Here is a 22,507-nt window from a genome sequence, read left to right as displayed (position 1 = left end):
GGCGGCTGTGGATCAGGCCCACGGCCCAGGCGATAAGGGCGCCGGCCAGGGCAAGCCCCGAATCCTTCTGCGAATCCCAGACATCGCCCTGCATGCCCAGGTAGGCCTGCCCGAGATCGCCACCGACGCCAGGGCTTCGGGCAGCACATCGAGGCTGCTGCCGGTGATCAGCAGGTCCGCCTGCGATTGCGCCAGCGCGGCGCCGGAGGCCAGCGCGGTGGAGACCTCGGCGGGTTACGGTGACGGTTTACTGTTTCCCCTGTCTCGCCCGAATCAATTCGTGCGTTTTGTATACTGTCGCCGTAATACGTAATAGCGATGCCGCAGGTGCGAGCCCACGCACTGATGAAGCTGGACGAACTGCGCGAGCAACTGGTGGATGGCAAGGGCGGCAACGACGCCGAGCGTGCCCAGCGCTTCGGTCTGCTAGACACGCTCAAGCGGTTTGCGCAGCGACCGCTGGACACGAAGGTCAAGCCGGCCGAGGTGCCGCCAGGCAGTCCCTTGGGCTAGATTTACTGTGTCATCAATTTCAACCTTGCCGACGGACGCGACGAGCCGTTCGCGGCATGACCGTCAGATCTGATAAACAGAGTCTGTTCCCGGCTCGCCTGCTCCGGCAGATGCTCGATGATCTGTTGAGCGACCTTCTTTGTAGTCTGCATCGTGTTGCTCCTTGGGCGGCGGGTTTGGCCGCCGGATAATGGTCGGCGGAGTCTCCATCACTGAAGTGCCGCCTGCTGCGAGCCTTCGTGAGCGGTTATTATTGAACCCATGCAAGTCATCCCGTTCGAGCTGGAAGGCGAGTTCGTCGAACTCAATCAACTACTGAAGCTGGTGGGCCTTTGCGATAGCGGCGGCGCCGGCAAGGCGATGGTCGCGAGCGGCGTGGTGTCGGTGGACGGTCAGATCGAATCGCGCAAGACCTGCAAGATCCGTGCGGGGCAGAAGGTGCGCATCGGCGACGCCTGCATCGAAGTGCGCGCCGCCGGCTGATGGCGTCGCTTCCAAGACTGGCGATCTTCGCCGACGTACAGAACGTCTACTACACCTGCCGCCACACCTATTCCCGGCATTTCGACTACAACCGTTTCTGGGCACAGGCCACGGCGGGCCGCGAACTGGTCAGCGCGATCGCTTACGCCACCAATCGCGGTGACGCCAAGCAACGCCAGTTTCAGAACATCCTGCGCGGCATCGGCTTCGAGGTGAAGCTCAAGCCCTTCATCCAGCGCGCGGACGGCTCCGCCAAGGGCGACTGGGACGTGGGCATCACGCTGGACGTGATCGAAGCGGCCCCCGAAGTCGATGTGGTGATTCTTCTGTCCGGTGACGGCGACTTCGATCTGCTGGCGCGACGTGCCATCGAAAAGTACGGCGTACGCTTCGAGGTCTATGGCGTGCCTGAACTGACGGCTGCCTCCCTGGTCCATGCCGCCTCGCAATTCAATCCGATCACGCAGGACCTGCTGCTGTAGCACCTGCCGGCGCGACTGTTGTGCTGCTCCCATATGGGCTTATGCTCGGATCGTTCCGTATTCAGATTTGGAGATTCACGCGTGAGATCGCTCTGGCCGCAGTGTCTGTTTGTTCTCCTGTTTCCGCTTGTGGTCTGCGCCGCCGCCGAGACCCAGAGCGGCCCCGGTCGCGCGGCCGTTGCCAGCGCCCATCAGCTGGCGACCGAAGCCGGCCTCAAGATCATGGCCGACGGCGGCAATGCCTTTGATGCGGCGGTGGCCGTGGCCTCCACGCTGGCCGTGGTGGAGCCACAAAGCTCCGGCATCGGCGGCGGATTCTTCATGCTGATACGCCGCGCTTCGGATGGCCGGGAAGTGATGATCGACGCGCGCGAAACCGCGCCCGCGGCCGTCAATGAGGCCATGTACGTGGACGAAGACGGCAAGCCGAATCGTGACGCCTCGATCAACGGACCGACCTCGTCCGGCATTCCGGGTGAACCGGCCGGTCTGGCCTGGGTCGCCGAGCACTACGGCAAGCTGCCGCTGAAAGCATCCTTGGCGCCGGCCATCGCGCATGCGCGCAACGGCTATCAGCCGGACGCGCGCTTCCTGCGAGAACTCGACCGGCGCAGCGAGGTGATCGCCCGCTATCCGGCGTCCGCAGCCATTCTGTTGCCGGGCGGCAAGGTTCCGCAGGCTGGATGGACGTTCAAGCAACCCGAGCTGGCAAGCACGCTGGAGCGTATTGCCGCCGATGGTGCCGATTCGTTCTACAAAGGTGCCATCGCACAGCAACTGGTCAAAGCGGTACGTGGCGCCGGCGGTAACTGGGTCGCCGAGGATCTTGCGAGCTATCAGGTCAAGGAACGCGAACCGATTGTCGTCAACTACGGCGACTGGCGCGTGGTCTCGGCGCCGCCGCCCTCGTCCGGCGGCGTGGCGATAGGCGAGATGTTCAATATTCTCAGCGGCTACGATCTGGATAAGGTGGACGCCGCGCAGCGCTACCACTACATCATCGAAGCGATGCGCCGCGCCTTCCGCGATCGCAACGAATACCTTGGCGATCCCGATTTCGTGGAGATGCCGCTGCGGCAACTGCTGTCGCCGGACTACGCGGCCGGCTTGCGTGCCTCGATCCGCGCCGACAAGGCCACGCCTTCGGACATGTTGCCGTCCGTATTGAGGCGCGATCCAGGCATGCACACCACGCATTTTTCGATCATCGACGCCGAGGGCAACCTGGTGGCCTGTACTTCCACCGTGAACCTCGCTTTCGGTTCGGGCTTCATCGCCGAGGGCACCGGCGTGCTGCTCAACAATGAAATGGACGATTTCGCACTGGTGGCCGGCGCGCCGAATGCCTACGGCTTGATCGGTAGTGACGCCAACGCCGTCGCGCCGGGCAAACGCATGCTGTCCTCGATGAGCCCAAGCTTCGTCATGGGCCCGGAACGTGTCGCGGTGCTCGGTTCGCCCGGCGGTTCGACCATCATCACTCAGGTGTTCGAAGGCATGCTGGCCTTCATCGACGGCAAGAGCGCCGCAGAGATCACCGCGCAGCCGCGTTATCACGAGCAGCACATGCCGGACCTGGTGTTCATGGAACCAGGCGCCTTCGGCGACGAAGCCACCGAAAAAGCTCTGGAGGCGCGTGGTCATACGCTGCAACCGCGTGGTCCTTGGGGCTTCATGAACGTGGTGACCTGGGATTTGAAGTCCGGTGAGCTTGAGGCCGCAAGCGATCCGCGGGGTGACTCGGGGCTTGGGAAGGTCGAATAAGCCAGGCGTATTGTTTTTGTTTCGCGCCAGGACGCCGAGGTACGAGCTGCGGCCATTTTGATGCCGCATCGGCTGGTCCGCCTGCTCAACAGCCCCCGCAGCTGAAATCGGTACTGAACTGCCTTGTCGTAGGCATGAAAGCTCCTCATGGTCATTTCCGATGTTCTCGAAAGTGACCGAAATGTCGGGGGTAGCACCCGTTTGCGAGCCAGCGGGTCATCGAATTGACGACATCGGGGTCGATCGCTGATTCTTGGCTTCGGGGGTACGGGTATGGGAAAGAAGTCTCCGCCGGAGTTTTTCTTGGGCGATGAAGGGGGGAGCGCTAGGCGCGCGCGCTGGGCGTTCGGCGAGTTCGAGTTGGACGAGACGCGGCGCGAGCTCTGCTTCCGCGGCCAGGTCGTGACGCTGGAGCCCAAGCCATTCAACCTGTTGATGCTGTTCCTGCGCCACCAGGCCGAGCTGATCACCAAGGATGATTTGATCGATGCGCTCTGGGCCGGGCGTATCGTTACTGAATCGGTCCTCACGCGCTGCGTCGCCAAGCTTCGACAGTCGCTGAACGACGACGCCCAGGAGTGGATCAAGACCGTTCACGGTTATGGCTATCGTTTTGATGCGCCGGTCACGCTGCTGAACGAAGAAGCCGGCGCGAGTGCGGCAGCCAAGGTGGATCTGGTTGCCGGAGCGGCCGTGCCGCTGCGCAGTAACTGGCGCCTGCTTCGTCGCCTCGGCCGGTCCGGCGATGCCTGGCTGGCCGAGCACGCCAAGACACGGGCGCTTCGCGTCTACAAATTCACGAATGACCCGCGCGCGCTGCCTGGCCTCAAGCGCGAGGTCACGATCTTCCGCCTGCTCAAGGAAAGCATCGGCGACGCCCGATGCAGCGTAGAAGTCATCGACTGGAATTTCGATGAGCCGCCCTGGTTCATTGAGTCGGAATACTGTGTCGGCGGCAGTCTTCAGGAGTGGTTGGAGGCTCAGGGCGGAGTCCAGGCGGTGCCGCTGGCCGTGCGCCTGGACATCATCATCCAGATTGCCGAAGCGCTCGCCCAGGTGCATGCGCTGGGCGTGCTGCACAAGGACCTCAAGCCTGCCAACGTGCTGATCGTCCCTGAGGGCGTGGGCGGGATCCGTATCCGTCTGGGCGATTTCGGCAGCGGCCGACTGCTCGATCCGGCCCGGCTGGAGGCGCTGGACATCACCCGAATGGGCTTCACCACCTTGGTAGACGAGGCCACCACCAGCAGCGGTACACCGCTGTACTACGCCCCGGAAATCGTCGCCGGCAAGCCGTTCACCGTACAGGCCGACATCTATGCGCTCGGCGTGATGCTGTTTCAACTGGTGACCGGCAATCTGCGGCGGCCGCTGGCGCCGGGCTGGGAGCGCGAAGTCGACGACGAAATGCTGCGCGAGGACATCGGTCTGGCGGCCGACGGGAATCCCGACGACAGGCTCAGCGATGTTGCGTTGTTGGCGGATCGGCTGCGTCAGATCGAGGCGCGTCGGGACGCTAGCCTCCGCGAACAGCGCGCCCGTGAGCAGGCCGAGGCCGAGCGGCGCGCAGCGGAGCGCATGCGTGCCCGGCGCGCAGGCATCCGCGTCGCGGTCGTGGTGCTGATCCTGGGCCTGATGGTGAGCACCTACCTGTATTTTCAGGCGCGCAGCGCGCGGGACCGGGCCGAGACCGAGGCGCGTCGCGCGCAGGCCGTCAGCGACTTTCTGAGTCAGGGCATGCTGGCCACGATCAGCCGTGGCGAGCAGCCGGTGAAGGACCTGACGGTCAAGCAATTGCTGGATGCGGCGTCAGCCGAGGTGCCCACGCGATTCCCCGGCCAGCCCGACATCGCCGCGCAGATCTACGAGGCACTCGGCCGTTCCCAATTGGCACTGGAGTTTCCCGGCCAGGCTTATACCGACCTCGACCATGCGCTGAGCCTGCTCGAATCGAGCGGCAAGCAAACCAGCGAGTCGGCAGTGGCCTTGACCGAAACCCTGGTCGGTTTGGCCTGGCCGGTCGGGCAGCTCGGCGATCAATTGCCGCGATACCAGGCGATCCTCGACGCCGCCACGCTGGAGCTGGGAGGGGGACACCCACGCGTGCTCTCACTGCGTTTTGCGCTTGCCAGTGCACGTGCGCGCAATGGCGAATGGGTCCGCGCCGGTGAGGATCTGCGGCAGGCCGGGACGCTGATGGCGCGCGCCGCCGGCCACGACCGTGCCTTGCTGAGGCGCACGCAGCTGTCCTACAGCGCGGTGCTGCTCGACCTGACGAGCTATGGTGAGGCCGAGCGCCTGCTGCGGCAGCTGCTGCAGTCCGGCGAACTGAGCCCGGTCGATACGGCGACCGCGCGTGCGCGGCTCGGGCAGGTGCTCAGCCGGACCGGACGCTACCACGAAGCCGCGGTCGAACTCGATGCAGCGCAGGCGATCTTTCGCGACTGGATGAAGGACGATGGTGCCAGCATGCTGACCGTGGACCTTTACCGGGCCTACCTGCAGCTCGAACAGCATCGTCCCGAACTGGCGATTCCCCAGCTGAACTCGGTGCTGGCCGTGGTCCAGGGCTGGGCCGGGCGCGGGGTCGACCAGAGCTATGTCGAGTTCGAGGCGATCGGGCGCGCACAAATGCAACAGGGCGACTTGGAGCGGGCCACGGCCACGCTGGAGCAGGCTGTCGCCGTGGCCGACAAGGCGCTGGGCGCCGCGCATCCATTGACGCGCGGCATTCGGCTTGCGTTGATCGAGGCGTGGCGGCGGAGCGGTCGGATGGACCAGGCCTGGGCCGGGCTGAATGGCGCCGAAGCGCTGAACTTCGATGATCTGCCGCCGATGCATCTCTACAAGGCAGACCTGCATCGCGAACGGGGGATGGTGCTGCTGTCGCGCGGTGATCGCTCGACGGCGCGAGACGAACTGCGAAAAGCCGCGCACATCTACGACGCGGTTCTGGGGGCCGGGCATTGGCGGACGCAAGAGCTTGCCCGGCGCCTGGCGGCCCTGGCTTGAGTTGGTCGGTACGGCGGTGAGCGGTCAGAAAATCGTCGGACGTTCGTCCGGACTGCTTGCGTTGTGGCCGGCACGCTGTGCCAGCGAGTTGATCTCAGCACGGTCCGCTGCCGCCGCCTCCGCAGGGCCGGTGTCGCAATTTGTAGCAATTCTCAAGGAGTGAACACATGGCAAGTTTGATGCAGATCAAGAGTTTCTTCGACGGCCTCGCGATCCCGCACGGCCCGCTACGGACCGCGTTCGATGGTCTGCAGCTGTCGGACGAGGGCGCCGTGCAGGCCTTTGCCGAGCATCACGGGGGATTTTCGCCGACGCAAAAGCGGGCGTTTTACATGCTGGCCGACCGCATCCGCAGCCGACTGTCCGGGCCGGTGCTGGGTCTGCCGGAATGGACAGTGGAGGTGAGTGCTGTCGTCGGCGGCTGCGTGCCGACCTATGCGGTGGCATTCCCCAACGCGTCTCCGACCGAGTGGCGAGCCACTGATCCGGTCTTCGTACTCCTCAAGGACAAAGTGCTCGCGCAGGTCAGCGGTCCCGGGTCGCTGGACGCTCTCCGGGCGCAGGGGCAGGCGCTGATCGATCTCGCCGACGAACTCGAGTAGCACCGCGCATGGCCCGATCCCGCGCGATCGCGCCGCGATTCAGTCTGCAGCGCCGTCGCGTCCTCAAGTCGGCACTGGCCGTCACCGCCGGAAAGCTCTCCGCGGGTTGCATCGTGCTGCTGCCGGCTACGGGCACACCGATGCGCGTTCGTCGCGACATCGAAACCATGGCCGACGACGATCCGGACCTGTGTGCCTTCCGTCGAGCCTTCGAATGCCTGCGCGCGATCGAGGACGAGCAGGACCCTCGTGGCCTGCTTGGCCAGGCCACGATCCATGCCCGGCACTGCGCGCACAACAACTGGTATTTCCTGCCCTGGCATCGCGCCTTCCTGAATCACTTCGAGCAATTGTGCTCGAGGCTTTCCGGCCGGCCGACATTCGCGCTTCCGTACTGGAACTGGCAGCGCGATACGGCGCGGATCGCCTTGCCCGACGCCGTGTCCAGCGGTGCGCTGTCGTACGCCAGCCGGAATCCGAACGCTGGCGCCGACCTTAGCGTCGACCGCCGGCAGTTGATGCGCGACTACCCGGCGCTGGACACACAACTGGCGTTCGTCGGCGGCCGGCCGACTCCGCTGGATCAGCGCACGGCGGCAATCGGTTCCGTGCTCGAAGGAGACCACCGTCTGATTCACGACAGAATCGGTGGTGCCATGATCGGCCCCTATGCGCCGAAGGACCCGATGTTCTGGTTGCTGCATGCCAATTTGGACCGGTTGTGGGACCTTTGGAGCGCGCGCCACCCACAGCTGAATCCTTGCGACAGCACGTGGACAGAGTTTCCCCTGGCCGCGTTCTGGTCGGTCGAGGCGCAGGAGTGGGTGCGTCCGCGCGTCGCATCGCTGCTCGATACCCGCGCGCTTGGGTACGCCTATGAGCCGTCGGGATCCGAGCGAAGTGCTGCGATTTCCTGTGGTCGAGACGAGCGCGCGAAGATTCGCATGCCCCTTGTCACGAACCCGACCGGGTCGTCCGCCAGCGCGGACAACGCCGCCGCAGTCGTGCGCGTGCCGCTGGAGTCGTCGCTGCTGCGAGCGCTCGGACGCGGTTTCGACACCCACCCCGAGCCGCGCTTCTTCGCACGGATCACGCTGGATGTACCGGTCGACACGCGCAGCGTCGTGCTGCTGGGGGTCGACTGCGAGAATTTGCGCGCGGCACGCCGCGACGATGACCCTCGATACCTCGGTGTCGCCGCGTTCTTCATGCTTGTGCATGAAGCGCACCAAGCGCACGCGGCTGGAGCGAACGGTGTTGCGCGCGTCGAATCAAGCAGTTTGTTCAGTCTGGACCGAGCGCTGCGCCATTTGGCGCCCGCGCTGCTGACGCGCGAGCATCCGGCGCTCGAATTCTCGATGCACGTCGAGACAATCGACGGGCGCGACAGCGCGGAACGCATTCGGATCAGCGCTGTACAGGTTCAGGTCCTGCCCTGAAACCGAGCATTCCAAATGCCCCACCACCCAATCCAGTAATGGTTTCAAGCCACAACGGAGCGTAGTCTCGCTGAAGGACCCACATAGCTTCGGGGGGGCGGTGCTCCATCTTCACCATCAAACGTACCCGCAGCCACCGCCACCTGCTGGGCCGTTTCGGACTCCCGGCAGGCATTTGCCGCCGCACTGGAAGAGCGCGGGTACAAACTCGCCCGAGGCGACCGCCGCAGCTTTGTCGCCGTGGACATGCACGGCGAAATCTACGCCATCGCCAGGTGGGTCGGTGTCCGAACCAAATCCGTCCGCGCCCGGCTGGGCGACGAGGACGACGGCAAGCTGCCGAGCGTCGCGCGATGCCGGGAAGAAATGGCCGCGCAGGTCTCGCAGCGCCTGCAAGAGCTCAAAGCCGCGCAGGACCGCGTCAACGCCCTGCAACGCGCCAAAGCGGCCAGTGAGCGCAAAGCGCTGATCGACCGGCACCGGCATGAGCGAAAACAGCTCGATGAACGCCTGCGGGAGCGGTGGAGCAAAGAAGCCGTTGCTCGACAGACTCGCTTCAACAAGGGCCTGCACGGGCTTTGGGATCGCCTGACCGGCCAGCACGGCCGCATCAGGGGACACAACGAGCGGGAAACGCTAGCCGCCTACGAGCGCGACCGCGCCGAAAAAGACGGGCTGATTTTCAAGCAGCTCGAACAGCGCCGCGCGCTGCAAGCGCGCCTGAGCCCATCACGCCGTCAGCGCCGGGATTGGTCCCGTGAACTCGGGGACGATATCGCTCATGCCGAAACGCAGCGAATGGAAGCACAAGGTGCCCGTCTGGGCGAGCTACGCGAGAAGCGCCTGTCCAAGGCATGGTCGCACGCCGACCGACAGCCGCACCCAGAACGACGGCCGAAACGCAGCCGTCGCCACAGACCGGAACGCGGCTTGTGAGCCTCTCGATCAACAAGCGTTTTGTGCGTTTTTTCTTAGAGATAGACGCTTAGCGTGTTATGTTTATAAGTGTATAGATGTTTATGAAGGAGACCGACCATGAGCCGTGACGACACCACTCGCTGGACGCTCACCGTATCCAAGGACACCGACATCGCCCTGCGCAGCTATCTCGCACAGCGCGGCATGAAGAAAGGCGACCTGTCGGCCTTTGTGGAAGAAGCCGTGCGCTGGCGCGTGTTCGAGCAAACAGTGGCCGATGCCAGAAAAGGCTTTTCCGATCTGCCTGCAGACGAAGCCCAGCGCCTGATTGACGAAGCCGTCGCAGACACGCGCGCCAATCTGTTCTCGTCCAGCCATTGATGTATCCATGCGGGTTGTTCTGGATACCAACATCCTCGTCAGCGCCTTACTGATCGAAGCCTCACTGCCGGCGCAGTTCCTGGCGCATTGGCGCAAAGGCCAGTTCATATTGCTGTCCGCAGAAGAACAAATCACGGAACTGAATCGCGTCACCCGCTACCCCAGAATTCGAGAACGCCTGTCGCCGGTCATCGCCGGACGGCTCGTCAACCAGATTCGCGAACTCTCGGTCATGGTCGGGCCACTCCCCACCGTCGATGTCTCACCCGATCCCTACGACAACTACCTGCTGGCGATGGCACAGGCGGGCAAGGCCGACTATCTCGTCACAGGGGACAAGGCCGATCTGCTGAGCCTCGGCAAATACGAGGGAACGCGCATCGTGTCCGCTCGCCGGTTCATGGATGCGCTTTCATAGAAAGCAGAACTGTCCGTGCCCCGCGTTTCAAGCGGGACAGCGTGAGGACGAGATTGGGCGATTTCGAAAGACCGCTTGCGATTTGTGGGTCCACTTCGCCCCGCGTGGGTATCGGTACACCGCTGTCAAAGGACGCGGGAAGATGCTGATTCCCGATCCTGTGCTGGCGCCGGTCATCAAGCAGGCGCTGGAAGGCTATGCGGACGGTCGCTATCAGACCAAGGCGGAGGTCAAGCGGCTGTTCGACAGTTGTCCAGAGTTTCCCAAACCGCCCAAAGGCGAAGTCACGCATGAGGAAGTCAATCGCATCCTCTCGCGGGTGGTGTATGCCGGCTACATCGAGTCCGAGGCGATGGATGTGTCACTACGCAAGGCACAGCACGAGCCGCTGATCACATACGCCACCTATGAACGCATCCAGGAAAGGAGGAACGAAGCCGCGTATGTGCCCACACGCAAGAATCTGGACGCTGACTTCCCGCTTCGCGAGTTTGTGGCCTGTGGGGACTGCGGCAATCCGCTGACCGCTTGCTGGGCAAAGGCACGCAATGGAACGCGCCACGCGTACTACTACTACTGCTTCAACAAGGACTGCGGGAGCAAAGCCAGGATGATCCGCAAGGCGGACATCGAAGGTGAGTTTGGACAGCTTGTGCGTGGACTGACGCCCACCCAAGAACTCTTCGCGCTGGCGAAGGCGATGTTCCAGGACTTGTGGGATCACCGCGTCAAACAGCAGAAGGGGCGCAGCAAGCATCTGCGGGACGACCTGCGTCAGATCGAACGGCAGACCGACAAGCTGCTGGAACGGATCGTAGAGGTCGAGTCGTCAACCGTGCTGGCCGCGCTGGAACGCAAGGTCACCAAGCTCGAACATGACAAGGTCGCACTGCACGAGAAGATCATGCAAGTGGGCAAGCCGTTGCGCCCATTCAACGAGGCACTTCAAACCGCCCTGGCGCTGCTCGCAAGTCCTTGGAAACTCTGGGAAAGCGGCGCACTGGCTGAGCAAAGAACCTTGATGAAACTGGCCTTCACCGAGCGGTTGAGATACCTGCGTGGCGAGGGGTTTCAAACCACCTCAACGGCCTTGCCTTTCAAGGCTTTGGCCTGTCTGACGACAGGCCAAATGGATATGGCGGAGAGGGTGGGATTCGAACCCACGGACCCTTGCGGGTCAACGGTTTTCAAGACCGTCGCATTCGACCGCTCTGCCACCTCTCCACAGACCTCAAAGGCCGGCTTGGGACCCTCGAAGGGGCGGAATCATAGCGAAAGGCTTGGCCGCGACGCTACTAAAGACATAAAATTCAAAAGATTCCACGCTGGGAACGGCGATCCTCCAATTCCTGTTCGAGTATCACGAGTGAGTTTATGAACGAAAAGCTGCTGAATAACACCGCCTGCGCGATGGTCGCGCCTGGCAAGGGTATCCTTGCCGCCGATGAGTCGACCGGCACGATCGAGAAGCGATTCAAGTCAATCAACATCGACAACACCGAGCCCAATCGCCAAGCCTACCGCGACATGCTGTTCACCACGGCTGGGGCTGAAGCGTTCATCAGTGGCGCCATCCTGTTTGAAGAGACCCTGTTTCAGTCAGCACTCGACGGCACGCCGTTCTCCAAGCTGCTTGCGTCCAAGGGCGTGATTCCGGGCATCAAGGTCGACAAGGGCGCCAAGCCTCTGGCCGGTGCACCGGGCGAAACCGTCACCGAAGGGCTCGATGGCCTGCGCGAACGGCTGGTGAAGTATCGGGAAGCCGGCGCGCGCTTCGCCAAATGGCGTGCAGTGATCACCATCGGTAACGGAATTCCGTCGGCCTACTGCATCGAAACCAACGCGCATGCCCTGGCGCGCTACGCGGCGCTGTGCCAGGAAGCGGACGTCGTGCCGATCGTGGAACCCGAAGTGCTGATGGACGCCGACAACACGATCGAAATCTGCGAGAAGGTCACCTCCGACACGCTGCAGGCGGTGTTCGACCAGCTCTATCTGCAGCGTGTGCTGCTCGAAGGCATGATCCTCAAGCCGAACATGGTGATCTCTGGCAAGAAGTGCCCGACCCAGGCCGATGTGTCGACCGTGGCCGCGGCCACGCTGCGGACGCTCAAGCATCATGTGCCGTCCTCGGTCCCCGGCATCGCCTTCCTGTCCGGTGGACAGTCGGACGAAGTCGCCACGGCTCATCTGAATGCGATGAACGAGATGGGAGGTGGCCCCTGGGCGCTGTCGTTCTCCTATGGCCGCGCCCTGCAGGCGCCGTCACTCAAGGCCTGGGGTGGCAAGGTCGACAACGTCGCCGACGCCCAGCGTGCGTTCCACCATCGCGCCAAGATGAATTCGCTGGCCTCGCTTGGTCAGTACAACGATTCGCTCGAAACGGTCGCCTGATCGCCGTCGGGAATTCGAGGCGGTATCAAAAAGGCCGGGAGCTTCTCCCGGCCTTTTTTGTTTGTTCATTCCGGCCGCCGTCCATGAAGGTGGCAGCGCTCTCGACTCGGCAGGCCGATCCGGCATGCGGGTGTACAACGGATTGCGTGCCTGCCTGGCCCGCCACGGGCGTGCTGTCGGCGCCCGATCGCCGGCGGCCTCGGTATTCTGCATCGAGTCCGTGAAATAATATCTGTCACCATGAAGTTCCCGATCCAGGACGACCGTTCCCCGGAGGCGCAGGCGATTTCCCGATTTCTTCAGGAGTCGCCGCTGTTCTCCATGCTGGGCGCCAAGGCTCGTTCGCAGCTGGCGGCGACGGCAACGCTGCTGTCACTGCGCGGCGGCGATGTGCTGTATCGCCGCGGTGACACCGCGGATTCGCTGTACGCCGTGGTCAGTGGGCGCTTGCGCGCGGAGCGGCAGGGCGACAACGGCGAGGTCACGGTGCAGGAACTGGGGCGGGGCGAAGCCATGGGCGGGCTTTCGATCCTGGCAGATATGCCGCACCGTGCCAGCATCCGCGCGGTACGCGACAGTCAGGTGCTGAAGATTCCGCCGCGCACTTTCGAGCGCCTGCTGCTGCGCAACCCCGATTTCGCACGCAACTCGGTGCGATCCTGGCTCCGCGCTTCGCTGTATGGGGAAGGCACGCGCCAGCGCGATTTCACCAGCGTACGCACCATCGCGATCGTGCCGGCGCATGAGGGTTCGCCGGTCGAGGTGGTGGCGCGTGGCCTGATGCGTTCGCTGGCCGTCGGCAACACCTGCCTGCGTGTCGATGGCCGCTGCATCGAGACCGCGGACGGGATTTCGAGCTGCAACATGCCGCAGACGGAGTCACAGACCGTGGCCTGGCTCGACGAGCTTGAGCGTGGCTATCGCTACCTGGTCTACGAAAGCGACGGGCTCGACAATGCCTGGACCGCGCGTTGCCTGCGCCAGGCCGACCGTATCGTGCTGGTGGCCAATTCCGGGATGGGTGCTACGGCCAGTGCCTTGACCGAACAGTTGCGCGACACGCCGGTACGCGCCGGCGTCGAGATCGTGATCGTCGGGCACGGTTGGAGCGAGCCGATGCTCTGGCGCGACCTTTCGGGCGCGGCCCTGCATCATCGTGTCTATGTCGGCGACCGAAGCAGTTTCGACCGTGCTGCGCGCTTGATGACGGGGCGAGCGCTGGGCCTGGCGCTGGGCGGCGGCGGCGCGCGCGGTTTCGCGCATGTCGGTTTGATGCGTGCGATGGGCGAACTCGGCCTGGAGCCGGACATCATCGCGGGTACCAGCATGGGCGCCTTGATCGGCGCGATGGTGGCGCAGGGTCTGCCGTCTGAAGAAATGATACGTGTGGTGCGCAGTCTGTTCGTCGACCGCAATCTGCTCAACGACTACACAGTGCCGACCATTTCGCTGATCAAGGCGAAGAAGGCGCGGCGGGCGCTGGAGAACCTGTTCGGGCAGGCGCAGATCGAGGATCTGCCGCGCGTCTATTCCTGCGTGACGACCAATCTCACGCGGGCTCGTGCCGAAATCCACGATCGCGGCTCGCTCGCGCACTGGGTCGGTGCCAGCATGACGGTGCCCGGTGTGGCGCCGCCGATCGTCTACAACGGCGACCTGCTGGTGGACGGCGGCGTGCTGATGTCGGTGCCCTCGGACGTGGTGGTGGGACTCGGCCGCGGACCGGTGATCGCTTCGGACGTATCGGCCATGGAAACCTTTCACGGTGCCGCTGGCGGTGCCGACAGCAATCCCGACCAGTTGCCGAATTCCGTCGAAGTGGAGAGGCGCACCAACATCTTCCAGATCCTGTACCGCACCGCCACGCTGTCGACCAAGGAAGAACTGGAGAAGCGCGCGGCGCAGGTGGATTGCTATCTGCGCATGCCGCTGGCCGGCGTTTCGATGTTCGATTGGGAGCGCGCGGACGAACTGATCGAACTCGGCTACAAGCAGGCGATGAAAAAGTTGCCGACGCTAATCGAGAGCCTTGTCGAGCAGGGCTAGCACACAAGTATCGATCCAGCTGCGCAGCCGCCAGTCGTCGATGAATCCGCAATGGCCGCCATGCGGTGGCGCGATCAGGCGCACGCCGGAGGCCTCGCCGATGCCCGCGAAATCCTCGAACGGAATCACCGGATCGTCCTGGGCCGTCACGATCGTCAGCGGCGAGCGCGGGGTGTTGCGCAATTCAGTCCGTAGATCGTAATCGTCGAAATAGGCACTCAGGGTCTCGAACTCGGTGTAGTCGATGACGAAGCGCTCTGTGATGTCCATGAAGCTGCGGATTTGCGTGATGTCGCTGAAGTCATAGCGCTGCGGCCAGGCGCGCGCCTTGGACTGCAGCGAGTCCTGCCACTTGCTCATGAAATAGCGGCGAAACAGCGGCGAGGCGTCGTCGATGGCCTGCATGGTCGCGCGCGGATTGATCGCCGGGCATACACCGACCGTCATCGCCGGCAGCAGATCATCCGGCGCGCGCAGTCCGACGCGCAGCGCGAAATTGCCACCCAGCGAGAATCCGATGGCGACGTGGCGCTCGGCCTCGTCCAGGGCCAGTGCGCTACGCATCGCGCCGTAGACCTCGTCCATGCGCGCCGAGTGGAACATCTCTTCGTTGAGATGATGGGTGTCGGCGTGGTCGCGCAGGTTCAGGCGGAACACGCTGTAGCCGGCATCGAACAGGCTGCAGGCCAGCGAATACAGATACGCCGAGCGATCACTGCCTTCCCAGCCGTGGAACAGGATCGCGAGGGCACGTGGCCTGCGTCCGGCGGGCTGCGGCGAGTGAACGCCGGTCAGGCGTACGCCGTCGCCGCAATCGAGCAGCTGCGAAACCGCCGCCTGCTGCATCGGATGATCGCCGCGCAGGCGGTTGCGGAATTTCCAGGAGGCCAGGAACGACTGCAAGCTGGCATTGCGCAGCAGGCCGCGTGGTGCAAATGGGGGCAGTAGACTCATGCCGCCAGCAGGCGTTCCAGAGTGTGCTCGTAGATGCGCGACAGGCGTTCCAGGTCTTCAACCCGGATGTGCTCGTCGATCTGGTGAATCGAGCGGTTCACCGGTCCGATCTCCACCACCTGCGTGCCCAGCGTGGCGATGAAGCGCCCGTCGGAGGTGCCGCCGCCGGTGGAGCGCTCGGCGTGCAGCCCGGTCTCCTCCTGCGCCGCTGCGGATGCGGCTTCGACCAGTGGGCCGCCGGGCGTCAGAAACGGCTCGCCGGTGTGCCACCAGTCCGCGTCATAGCGTTCGATATGCCGGTCCAGTACCGCGTGTACCCGGGCCTTGATGCGCTCAGCATCCAGCTCCGTGGAGTAGCGCAGATTGAACACGGCCTCGGCTTCGCCCGGAATCACGTTATGGGCGCCGGTGCCGGCCTTGAGGTTCGAAACCTGAAACGAGGTCGGCGGGAAATGCGCATTGCCTCGGTCCCAGCACATGGCGATCAGCTCGTTCAGGGCCGGCGTCAGCCGGTGGATCGGGTTGTCGGCACGCTGCGGATAGGCAACATGCCCCTGCTTTCCGTGCACGCGCAGATTGCAGCCCAGTGAGCCGCGCCGGCCGATCATGATGCGATCGCCCAGCACTTCCATCGACGAGGCTTCGCCGACAATCGCATACTCCGGTGCAATGCCCCGTTCGCGCAGCACTTCCACGACATGACGCGTGCCGTCCCGGCACGGACCTTCCTCGTCGCTGGTGATCAGGAACGCGATCGATCCCTGAAGCTCGGTTCGCGAGAGCAGCCGTTCCACGGCGGTGACCATGCAGGCCAGGCCGGACTTCATGTCCGCCGCGCCGCGACCATAGAGAAAGCCGTCACGCAGGCTAGGCTCGAACGGATCGCTGCTCCATTGCGTCAGCGGGCCGGTCGGCACCACATCGGTATGTCCCGCAAGGACTACGCAAGGCGCGGATTCGCCGCGCACCGCCCAGAGGTTGGTCACGCCGTTCTTCGGCAGCCACTCCAGCCGGAAGCCCAGCGCGGACAGACGCTTGCCGATCAGCGCGCAGCAGCCGGCGTCTTCAGGCGTCAGCGAGCGGCGTGAGATCAGGTCCTGCAGCAGCGCCAGCGTATCGGGCGCGCGAACGTCGTCGGGCATCGCGAAAGAGTCGGAAGAAGATCAGCCGGCGAAGTTTACCGGACTTGGGCAAACGCACTGCAGGCCTCATGCTGTGTCATCACTTTCGACATCTTTCGATCCGATGAATCAGGACGCGCCACTGGCCGAAGTTGCTCACGTCATCCAACTGGCGGTTGCGCCCGTGTTCCTGCTGACCGGCATCGGCGCCCTTCTGGGCGTGCTGGCCAGCCGGCTGGCCAGAACCGTGGACCGGGCGCGGGTGCTTGAAAAGAACCTGATAATGGCGCCGGCCGGACGGGCCAAGGTGATACGCGAAAACCTGCTGCAACAACGCCAACGGGCGCGGCTCACGCTCGGGTCGATCAGTTTCTGCATCGCCGGCGCTCTGCTGATCAGCAGCGTGATTGTCGCCCTGTTCGTGGGCGTCTTCGCGCACATCAACCTGGCGCTGGTGATTGCCGTCGGTTTCGTCGCGGCTTTGGCGTCGCTGATCGTTGCCTTGCTGATGTTCCTGCGCGAGGTCTATCTGGCCACGCGCTATCTGCGTATCGGGGAACCCGACCCGGACTGATAGGCCATCGTCAGCCGCGACCCCGAGCGCCGTTCGAACATCAGACTCTTTCGCATTGCACAATCCTCTCGAATGAACAAGACCGGAAGCCTCATCATTGCCGCCCTTGTGCTGACTGCCTGCAGCAGCATGAACTCGCAGCCTCCGCTGACGGAATACACCCGGGAATCCGGTGGTGAGCTTCCTCCCGAGTATCTCGCCCAGCGTCTGCTGACGGCCGATTGAGCCTGCGGGTCGATCCCGAACACGAGACCATCGACGGCAAGGCCAAACTCGTTGTGCAGGCGCGCGAGCCGCTGCAAAGCGTGTCGCTGGACCTGGACCGCAACTTCAAGATTCATTCGGTTGCCGTGGACGGAACGATGCTTCCTGCGAATGTCTGGAGCAATCCGGACGGGCGCTTGCGTATCAGCTTGCCGCAGACCGCCGCCGCCGGGACTCAGATCGAGGTCACCGTGGAATATGGCGGCAAGCCGCATGTGGCCAAACGTGCGCCCTGGGACGGTGGCTTCGTCTGGGCTCGGACCGAGGATGGACAACCCTGGATCGGCACAGCGGTGGAGGGCGAGGGTTGCGACCTGTTCTGGCCCTGTATCGACCATCCGACCGCCGAACCGCAAACCGTCGATCTGCGGATCAGCGTGCCGATGCCCTTGGTGGCACCAAGCAACGGCGTGTTGCTGGGTGTCGAGGAGGCCGATGGCTGGCGAACCTATCACTGGCGCACGCACAACCCGAACACCTACGCGATCGCGCTCAATATCGCACCGTACAAGGTACTGGAAGGGGACTACGCGAGCCGCTACGGCAACAGCATTCCGATGTACTTCTGGTATCTGCCGGGACACGAGGACGAGGCCGCCGAATTGTTCGCCGAATTCCCGCGCATGGTCGATTTCTTCGAGCAGCGCATCGGGCCGTATCCGTTCGCCGACGAAAAGATCGGTGTGGTGGAGACGCCGTACAAGGGCATGGAGCATCAGACGATCAATGCCTATGGCAATCACTATGTGAAGGATGCCAACGGCTACGATGATCTGTTGCAGCATGAGTTCGCGCACGAATGGTTCGGCAATCAGCTGACCAACGCGGATTGGGACGACATGTGGCTGCACGAAGGCTTCGGTTCTTACATGCAGCCGCTCTACGCGCAATATCTCTATGGGGACATGGCGTCGTACTACGCAGCGCTGCATCGGCAGCGCTTCGGCATCATTAACCGGGCGCCGGTGGTCTCCGGAACGCCGCAACACGAGGAAGACGTCTACAACGAGGAGCGTGGCCCGGGCGGTGATCTACGTCAAGGGCTCATTGGTGCTGCACAGCCTGCGCGAGCTGATCGGCGACGCGGCGTTCTTCGACGCGACTCGCCGGCTGGTCTACGGTCGTCCGGATCCGGAGCCCGGCAACTTCGAGTCGCGCTACGCCAGCACCGGGGACTTCGTGAATGCCGTGGCCGCCGCCACCGGAGCGGACTATCGCTGGTTCTTTGACGTCTATATCCGTGAGGCGGACTTGCCCGAACTGCTGACCGAGCGAGACGGTGATGATCTGCTGCTGCGCTGGAAAGTGCCGTCGGACAAGCCGTTCCCGATGCCGGTCGAAGTACAGGTGGGTAGCGAGACCGAGCGCCTGCCGATGCGGGACGGCACGGGCCGCGTGCACGCGCCGGCCGATGGCGTGGTGACGATCGATCCGCACTCCAAGGTATTGCGTCGTTTCGAATACATCGAACGCGCTCAGGCCTTCAAGAAGGCCAGGCAGGACAGCGACGACAAGTAGCTTTCCTGACCCGGTCGCGCTGCCAGACTATCGGCAGCGCGACCACGCCCTCAGCGCGGCAGCCCCAGCGCGCGCAACACCAGCATCGCGGCCGCAAACAAACCGACCAGCGCAAACACCTGCTGCAGGCGCGGCCCTGCCAGGCGCTCGGCAAACTGCCGGCCGAGCAGCAGGCCCAGCACCGCGCCGCCGGCAAACGGCGCCGCCAGCGTCCAGGACATCGCGCCGGTGAGCGTTGCCGCGGCGACACTGCCGGCCGAGACCAGGGCGATCACCGCCAGCGAGGTGGCGACAATGCTCTTCATGTCGAGATCGGTGTAGCGCGTCAGGGCGGGCACGATGACGAAGCCGCCACCCACGCCGAGCAGCCCCGACAACAGGCCGGCGAGCATGCCGGTCAAGGCCAGTGCCCGCGCGCACGGCAGCGTCCAGCGCAGACGGCCGCGTTGCGGATTGATCACGCAGGGCAGCACTTCGGTGCGTAACGGCGGCACGCCGTGGCGCAGTTCGCGACGCGCCTGACGGAACATGCGCTGCATGGCATAGACCAGCACGGCCGCGAATGCCAATGACAAGGGCGCGTTCGGCACCCGGTGTGCAAGCCACAGGCCGAGCGGCGCCAGCAGCACGCCGATGCCGGCGACGAAGCCCGCGGCACGATAGCGGACCACGCCCTCGCGCAAGCCGAGCACCGCGCCGAGGGCGGCCGCCAGCCCCACCGCCAGCAGACCGACCGGCGCCGCCTGCGTCATCGACAGGCCGAGGCCGAATACAAGCAGCGGTATGGCGAGGATGCCGCCACCGGCGCCGGTCAGAGCCAGGATCGCGCCGACGATGGCGCCGAGCCCGGCGCCGAGCAGCACAGGCTCGCTCATGGTGTTGCGTTCACGCGCTGAACTCCGGTTGAGCCATCCATTCGCGACCTTTCAGCATGCCCTGCCAATACAAGGGCGGCAGGATACGTTCCTTCAGCCACCAAGCGGCGCGGGTCGGCTTGCGCCCGTCGAGCAGCCAGGTCGGAAAGCTCGGCGCCAGCTTGCCGCCGTAGGTGAACTCGGCCAGCACGATCTTGCCGCGTTCGACCGTCAGCGGGCAGGAGCCATAGCCGTCATAGCGTGCGATTTTGCCGTGACCGCGCAAGGCGACGATGACATTGTGGGCCACCACCGGCGCCTGTTTGCGTGCCGCCGCCGCCGTCTTGGCGTTGCTGGTATTGGCGGCATCGCCGAGGCCATGCACATTGACGTACTGACGATGTTGCAGCGTGCCCGGATCGACATCGATCCAGCCGGAGGCATCGGCCAGCGGGCTGACACGGATGAAATCGGGCGCGGTCTGAGGGGGTACCACGTGCAGCATGTCAAAGTCCTGCTCGATGATTTCGCGGCTGCCGTCAGTGCGTGTGCGGGCAAAGCTGGCGCGTCGTCCGGGGCCGTCGACCGCCACCAGCGTCTGTCCGAAATCGAGATCGATGCCGTATTTCTTCACGTATTCCATCAGGGCCGGCACGTAGTCGGCGACACCGAACAGCACGGCGCCTGCGTTGCAGAAGCGCGTTTCGATCTGCGCCAGCCGGCCCTGGCGCTGCCAGTGGTCGCAGGACAGGTACATCGCCTTTTGCGGTGCGCCGGCGCACTTGATCGGCATCGGCGGCTGGGTGAACAGGGCACGCCCGCTGCGCAAGCGCTGGACCAGTTCCCAAGTGTATGGAGCGAGATCGTAGCGGTAGTTCGAGGTTACGCCGTTGCGCCCCAGGGTTTCCGCCAGACCATCGATGCCGGTCCAGTCGAGTTTGAGCCCTGGGCAAACGATCAATTGCTCGTAACTGATCACACGACAACCGTCGAGGATCACGGCATTGGCCTGCGGTTCGAAGGCGGCGACCGCCGCCTTGATCCAGTGCGCGCCTCGCGGAATCAGCGAAGCCATGGTACGAGCCGTGAACTTGGCGTCGAACACGCCGGCACCGACCAGAGTCCAGCCGGGCTGGTAGTAGTGGACTTCGGCTGGATCGACGATCGCGACGTCGAGTTTGGGGTCGCGACGAAGCAGGCTCGACGCGGCCGCGATGCCTGCGGCGCCGCCGCCGACGATGACGACCTGATGATGGAAGTCGATCCGGTCGAGCGGAGCACGGCCGCCGTTGGCGATGCGGCGCACCACCGCCGACAGGTCGTACTGGGCCTGCCTGGCCCGTTCGAGAATCTCTGGCAGGGGCCGCCTGTCGGCCTGCGACAGCGCCCACAGGGTCGCCGAACGCATGCCGGTACGGCAGTAGGCGAAAGCCGGTTTCGGCAGCTCATCCATCAGCGCTCCGAACTGTCGCGCCGTGGCGTCGTCAACCCTGCCGGACTCGATCGGCAGATAGTGCAGGCTCAAGCCGACAGCCTGTGCGGCGCGAGCGATCTCCTCATGCGCGGGCTGATCGACCGCTTCGCCGTCCGGTCGGTTGCAGATGATGCTGCGAAATCCCTGCGCTGCGAGCGTGGCGACGTCGGCGATGCCGATCTGCGGGGCGACCGACAATTCGGGCGTCAGACTGCGAGGCTGCATGGGCGCTTCTCCTGCTTGGTTCGTGCCGAACGCGTGCTGCGTTCAGAGTGCATTGAGCGGAATCTTCAAGTAGCGGACGCCGTTGTTCTCGGGCTCCGGCAAGTGGCCGGCGCGCATGTTGACCTGCACCGACGGCAGAATCAGCGTCGGCATCTCCAGGCTCGCATCGCGCGTCTGGCGCATGCTTACGAAGGCTTCCTCGCTGATGCCATCGCGAACGTGGATGTTGTCGCGGCGCTGCTCGGCCACCGTGGTCATGTACTTCAGCTCGCGGCCATTCGGCAGATAGTCGTGGCACATGTAGAGGCGTGTCTGTAGCGGCAGGCTCAGCACTTTGTTGATCGATCGATACAGGGTGCGGGCGTCGCCACCGGGAAAGTCGCAGCGCGCCGTGCCGTAGTCCGGCATGAACAAGGTATCGCCGACAAATGCCACGGACTGTTCACCTTGCTCGACGACGTAGCTCATGCAGGCGGGCGTGTGTCCCGGCGTATGCAGCGCTCTGGCCTTGAGCGTACCGATCAGGAACTCTTGGCCGTCGTCGAGCAGCACATCGAACTGGCTTCCGTCGTGGGCGAACCCCGCTCCGGCGTTGAACAGCCGGCCGAAGACGTCCTGCACCGTGGTGATATGCCAGCCGATCGCCAGTTGGCCGCCGACCCGTTCCTTGAGATAGCCGGCCGCCGAAAGGTGGTCGGCATGCACATGCGTCTCCAGCAGCCATTGCACCGAGGCGCCGAGTTCGCGCACGCGTGCAATCAGCCGTTCGGCGGCCTGCGTCGAGGTCCGGCCGGACTTCGGATCGAAGTCGAGCACGCTGTCGATCAGCGCGCATTGCCGGCTGGCCGGATCGAAGACCAGATAGCTGATCGTCCACGTCGCCTTGTCGAAGAAGGCTTCCACCTGCATCTCGTTCGCCGCGTTCATCGGTTCGCTCCCTTGCGTGGGGCTGTCTGTCCGGGGCGGACTGACTGTCAGTTCGGATCTATTCCAAGAGCCGTGCCAAGCCTTTGTTGTATTAAATTATCTTAATAATCAATAACTAAATAACATGGTCTGGCGCGGTGATGG

At 64.1% G+C, this 22,507-nt stretch carries 23 protein-coding genes, 1 tRNA gene and 1 pseudogene; 17 read left to right on the top strand and 8 right to left on the bottom strand.

The genetic code is table 11. The features are described from left to right. A partial coding sequence (locus RM530_RS19130) for a DUF2238 domain-containing protein (RefSeq protein WP_489752849.1) occupies positions 1-187 on the bottom strand: 187 nt, incomplete at its 3' end. Between the two features lie 131 nt (positions 188-318). Here RM530_RS19130 and RM530_RS07950 point away from each other — a divergent pair. Next, positions 319-513 (top strand): hypothetical protein, encoded by a 195-nt coding sequence (locus RM530_RS07950; RefSeq protein WP_311364687.1) that lies wholly within the window; start codon positions 319-321, stop codon positions 511-513. A gap of 2 nt (positions 514-515) precedes the next feature. On the opposite strand, the gene RM530_RS07945 is transcribed toward RM530_RS07950, so the two are convergent. Then, on the bottom strand, positions 516-665 hold the full coding sequence (locus RM530_RS07945; RefSeq protein ID WP_311364686.1) for a hypothetical protein: 150 nt from the start codon (positions 663-665) through the stop codon (positions 516-518). Positions 666-774: 109 nt separating this feature from the next. Between RM530_RS07945 and RM530_RS07940 the strand changes: the two genes are divergently transcribed. The 10 genes and pseudogenes from RM530_RS07940 to RM530_RS18960 form a co-directional block, all read left to right on the top strand. Continuing rightward, positions 775-996: an RNA-binding S4 domain-containing protein gene (locus RM530_RS07940; RefSeq protein WP_311364685.1), complete on the top strand. Its 222-nt coding sequence runs from the start codon at positions 775-777 to the stop codon at positions 994-996. Continuing rightward, positions 996-1,478, top strand: coding sequence for a LabA-like NYN domain-containing protein (locus RM530_RS07935; protein ID WP_311364684.1), 483 nt, complete (start codon positions 996-998; stop codon positions 1,476-1,478). The genes RM530_RS07940 and RM530_RS07935 overlap by 1 nt, the downstream gene beginning before the upstream one ends. 33 nt (positions 1,479-1,511) lie before the next feature. Beyond that, on the top strand, positions 1,512-3,242 hold the full coding sequence (gene ggt / locus RM530_RS07930; protein ID WP_432276082.1) for a gamma-glutamyltransferase: 1,731 nt from the start codon (positions 1,512-1,514) through the stop codon (positions 3,240-3,242). Between the two features lie 303 nt (positions 3,243-3,545). After that, on the top strand, positions 3,546-6,254 hold the full coding sequence (locus RM530_RS07925; protein WP_311364682.1) for a protein kinase domain-containing protein: 2,709 nt from the start codon (positions 3,546-3,548) through the stop codon (positions 6,252-6,254). Positions 6,255-6,421: 167 nt separating this feature from the next. Further along, the gene (locus RM530_RS07920) at positions 6,422-6,856 is read left to right on the top strand and encodes a hypothetical protein (RefSeq protein WP_311364681.1); all 435 of its coding nucleotides are present in this window, start codon (positions 6,422-6,424) and stop codon (positions 6,854-6,856) included. Positions 6,857-6,864: 8 nt separating this feature from the next. Then, positions 6,865-8,295 (top strand): tyrosinase family protein, encoded by a 1,431-nt coding sequence (locus RM530_RS07915; RefSeq protein WP_311364680.1) that lies wholly within the window; start codon positions 6,865-6,867, stop codon positions 8,293-8,295. Positions 8,296-8,541: 246 nt separating this feature from the next. Continuing rightward, positions 8,542-9,231, top strand: a complete 690-nt coding sequence (locus tag RM530_RS07910) for a hypothetical protein (protein ID WP_311364679.1) — start codon at positions 8,542-8,544, stop codon at positions 9,229-9,231. Between the two features lie 99 nt (positions 9,232-9,330). Beyond that, positions 9,331-9,594: a ribbon-helix-helix domain-containing protein gene (locus tag RM530_RS07905; protein WP_311364678.1), complete on the top strand. Its 264-nt coding sequence runs from the start codon at positions 9,331-9,333 to the stop codon at positions 9,592-9,594. A 7-nt stretch (positions 9,595-9,601) separates the two neighbouring features. Next, the gene (locus RM530_RS07900) at positions 9,602-10,012 is read left to right on the top strand and encodes a putative toxin-antitoxin system toxin component, PIN family (protein WP_311364677.1); all 411 of its coding nucleotides are present in this window, start codon (positions 9,602-9,604) and stop codon (positions 10,010-10,012) included. After that, positions 9,999-10,643: pseudogene (locus RM530_RS18960) on the top strand (recombinase zinc beta ribbon domain-containing protein); the annotation flags it as partial. The gene RM530_RS07900 and the pseudogene RM530_RS18960, both read left to right, overlap by 14 nt. A 505-nt stretch (positions 10,644-11,148) precedes the next feature. Here the strand turns inward: RM530_RS18960 and RM530_RS07895 are convergent. Beyond that, a tRNA-Ser gene (locus tag RM530_RS07895) sits at positions 11,149-11,236 on the bottom strand. A gap of 150 nt (positions 11,237-11,386) precedes the next feature. Here RM530_RS07895 and RM530_RS07890 point away from each other — a divergent pair. Both RM530_RS07890 and RM530_RS07885 read left to right on the top strand, forming a co-directional pair. Next, complete coding sequence (locus RM530_RS07890) at positions 11,387-12,406, top strand: class I fructose-bisphosphate aldolase (RefSeq protein WP_311364676.1); 1,020 nt, start codon at positions 11,387-11,389, stop codon at positions 12,404-12,406. Positions 12,407-12,646: 240 nt separating this feature from the next. After that, a complete protein-coding gene (locus tag RM530_RS07885) occupies positions 12,647-14,452 on the top strand; it encodes a patatin-like phospholipase family protein (RefSeq protein ID WP_311364675.1) in 1,806 nt (601 codons plus the stop codon). Here RM530_RS07885 and RM530_RS07880 read toward each other — a convergent pair. Both RM530_RS07880 and dapE read right to left on the bottom strand, forming a co-directional pair. After that, positions 14,423-15,406: a YheT family hydrolase gene (locus tag RM530_RS07880; protein WP_311364674.1), complete on the bottom strand. Its 984-nt coding sequence runs from the start codon at positions 15,404-15,406 to the stop codon at positions 14,423-14,425. The genes RM530_RS07885 and RM530_RS07880 overlap by 30 nt on opposite strands. Then, on the bottom strand, positions 15,403-16,548 hold the full coding sequence (gene dapE / locus RM530_RS07875; protein WP_311364673.1) for a succinyl-diaminopimelate desuccinylase: 1,146 nt from the start codon (positions 16,546-16,548) through the stop codon (positions 15,403-15,405). Before dapE ends, RM530_RS07880 begins: the two co-directional genes overlap by 4 nt. A gap of 103 nt (positions 16,549-16,651) precedes the next feature. Here dapE and RM530_RS07870 point away from each other — a divergent pair, with 103 nt between their 5' ends. The 4 genes from RM530_RS07870 to RM530_RS07855 all read left to right on the top strand — a co-directional run bounded on the left by RM530_RS07870 (position 16,652) and on the right by RM530_RS07855 (position 18,883). Further along, complete coding sequence (locus RM530_RS07870) at positions 16,652-17,101, top strand: DUF2721 domain-containing protein (protein ID WP_311364672.1); 450 nt, start codon at positions 16,652-16,654, stop codon at positions 17,099-17,101. Between the two features lie 72 nt (positions 17,102-17,173). After that, positions 17,174-17,326: a hypothetical protein gene (locus RM530_RS07865; RefSeq protein ID WP_311364671.1), complete on the top strand. Its 153-nt coding sequence runs from the start codon at positions 17,174-17,176 to the stop codon at positions 17,324-17,326. Continuing rightward, positions 17,323-18,594, top strand: coding sequence for a M1 family metallopeptidase (locus RM530_RS07860; RefSeq protein ID WP_311364670.1), 1,272 nt, complete (start codon positions 17,323-17,325; stop codon positions 18,592-18,594). The genes RM530_RS07865 and RM530_RS07860 overlap by 4 nt, the downstream gene beginning before the upstream one ends. Next, the gene (locus tag RM530_RS07855; protein WP_311364669.1) at positions 18,554-18,883 is read left to right on the top strand and encodes a hypothetical protein; all 330 of its coding nucleotides are present in this window, start codon (positions 18,554-18,556) and stop codon (positions 18,881-18,883) included. The genes RM530_RS07860 and RM530_RS07855 overlap by 41 nt, the downstream gene beginning before the upstream one ends. Before the next feature lie 50 nt (positions 18,884-18,933). Here the strand turns inward: RM530_RS07855 and RM530_RS07850 are convergent, their stop codons facing one another. From RM530_RS07850 to RM530_RS07840, 3 genes are read right to left on the bottom strand one after another with little or no spacing between them, the layout of a single operon-like run. Beyond that, on the bottom strand, positions 18,934-19,758 hold the full coding sequence (locus RM530_RS07850; RefSeq protein WP_311364668.1) for a sulfite exporter TauE/SafE family protein: 825 nt from the start codon (positions 19,756-19,758) through the stop codon (positions 18,934-18,936). Between the two features lie 10 nt (positions 19,759-19,768). Then, a complete protein-coding gene (locus RM530_RS07845; RefSeq protein WP_311364667.1) occupies positions 19,769-21,436 on the bottom strand; it encodes a bifunctional protein tyrosine phosphatase family protein/NAD(P)/FAD-dependent oxidoreductase in 1,668 nt (555 codons plus the stop codon). 42 nt (positions 21,437-21,478) lie between these two features. After that, entirely contained in the window at positions 21,479-22,363 is an 885-nt protein-coding gene (locus RM530_RS07840) for an MBL fold metallo-hydrolase (protein WP_311364666.1), read from the bottom strand. Positions 22,364-22,507 lie beyond the last annotated feature (144 nt).

This window comes from Banduia mediterranea, from assembly GCF_031846245.1.
In the GTDB taxonomy this organism is placed as follows: Bacteria; Pseudomonadota; Gammaproteobacteria; order Nevskiales; family Nevskiaceae; genus Banduia; species Banduia mediterranea.
Note: the sequence above shows the minus strand (reverse complement) of the source record. Positions and strands in the feature narration are given on the sequence as shown.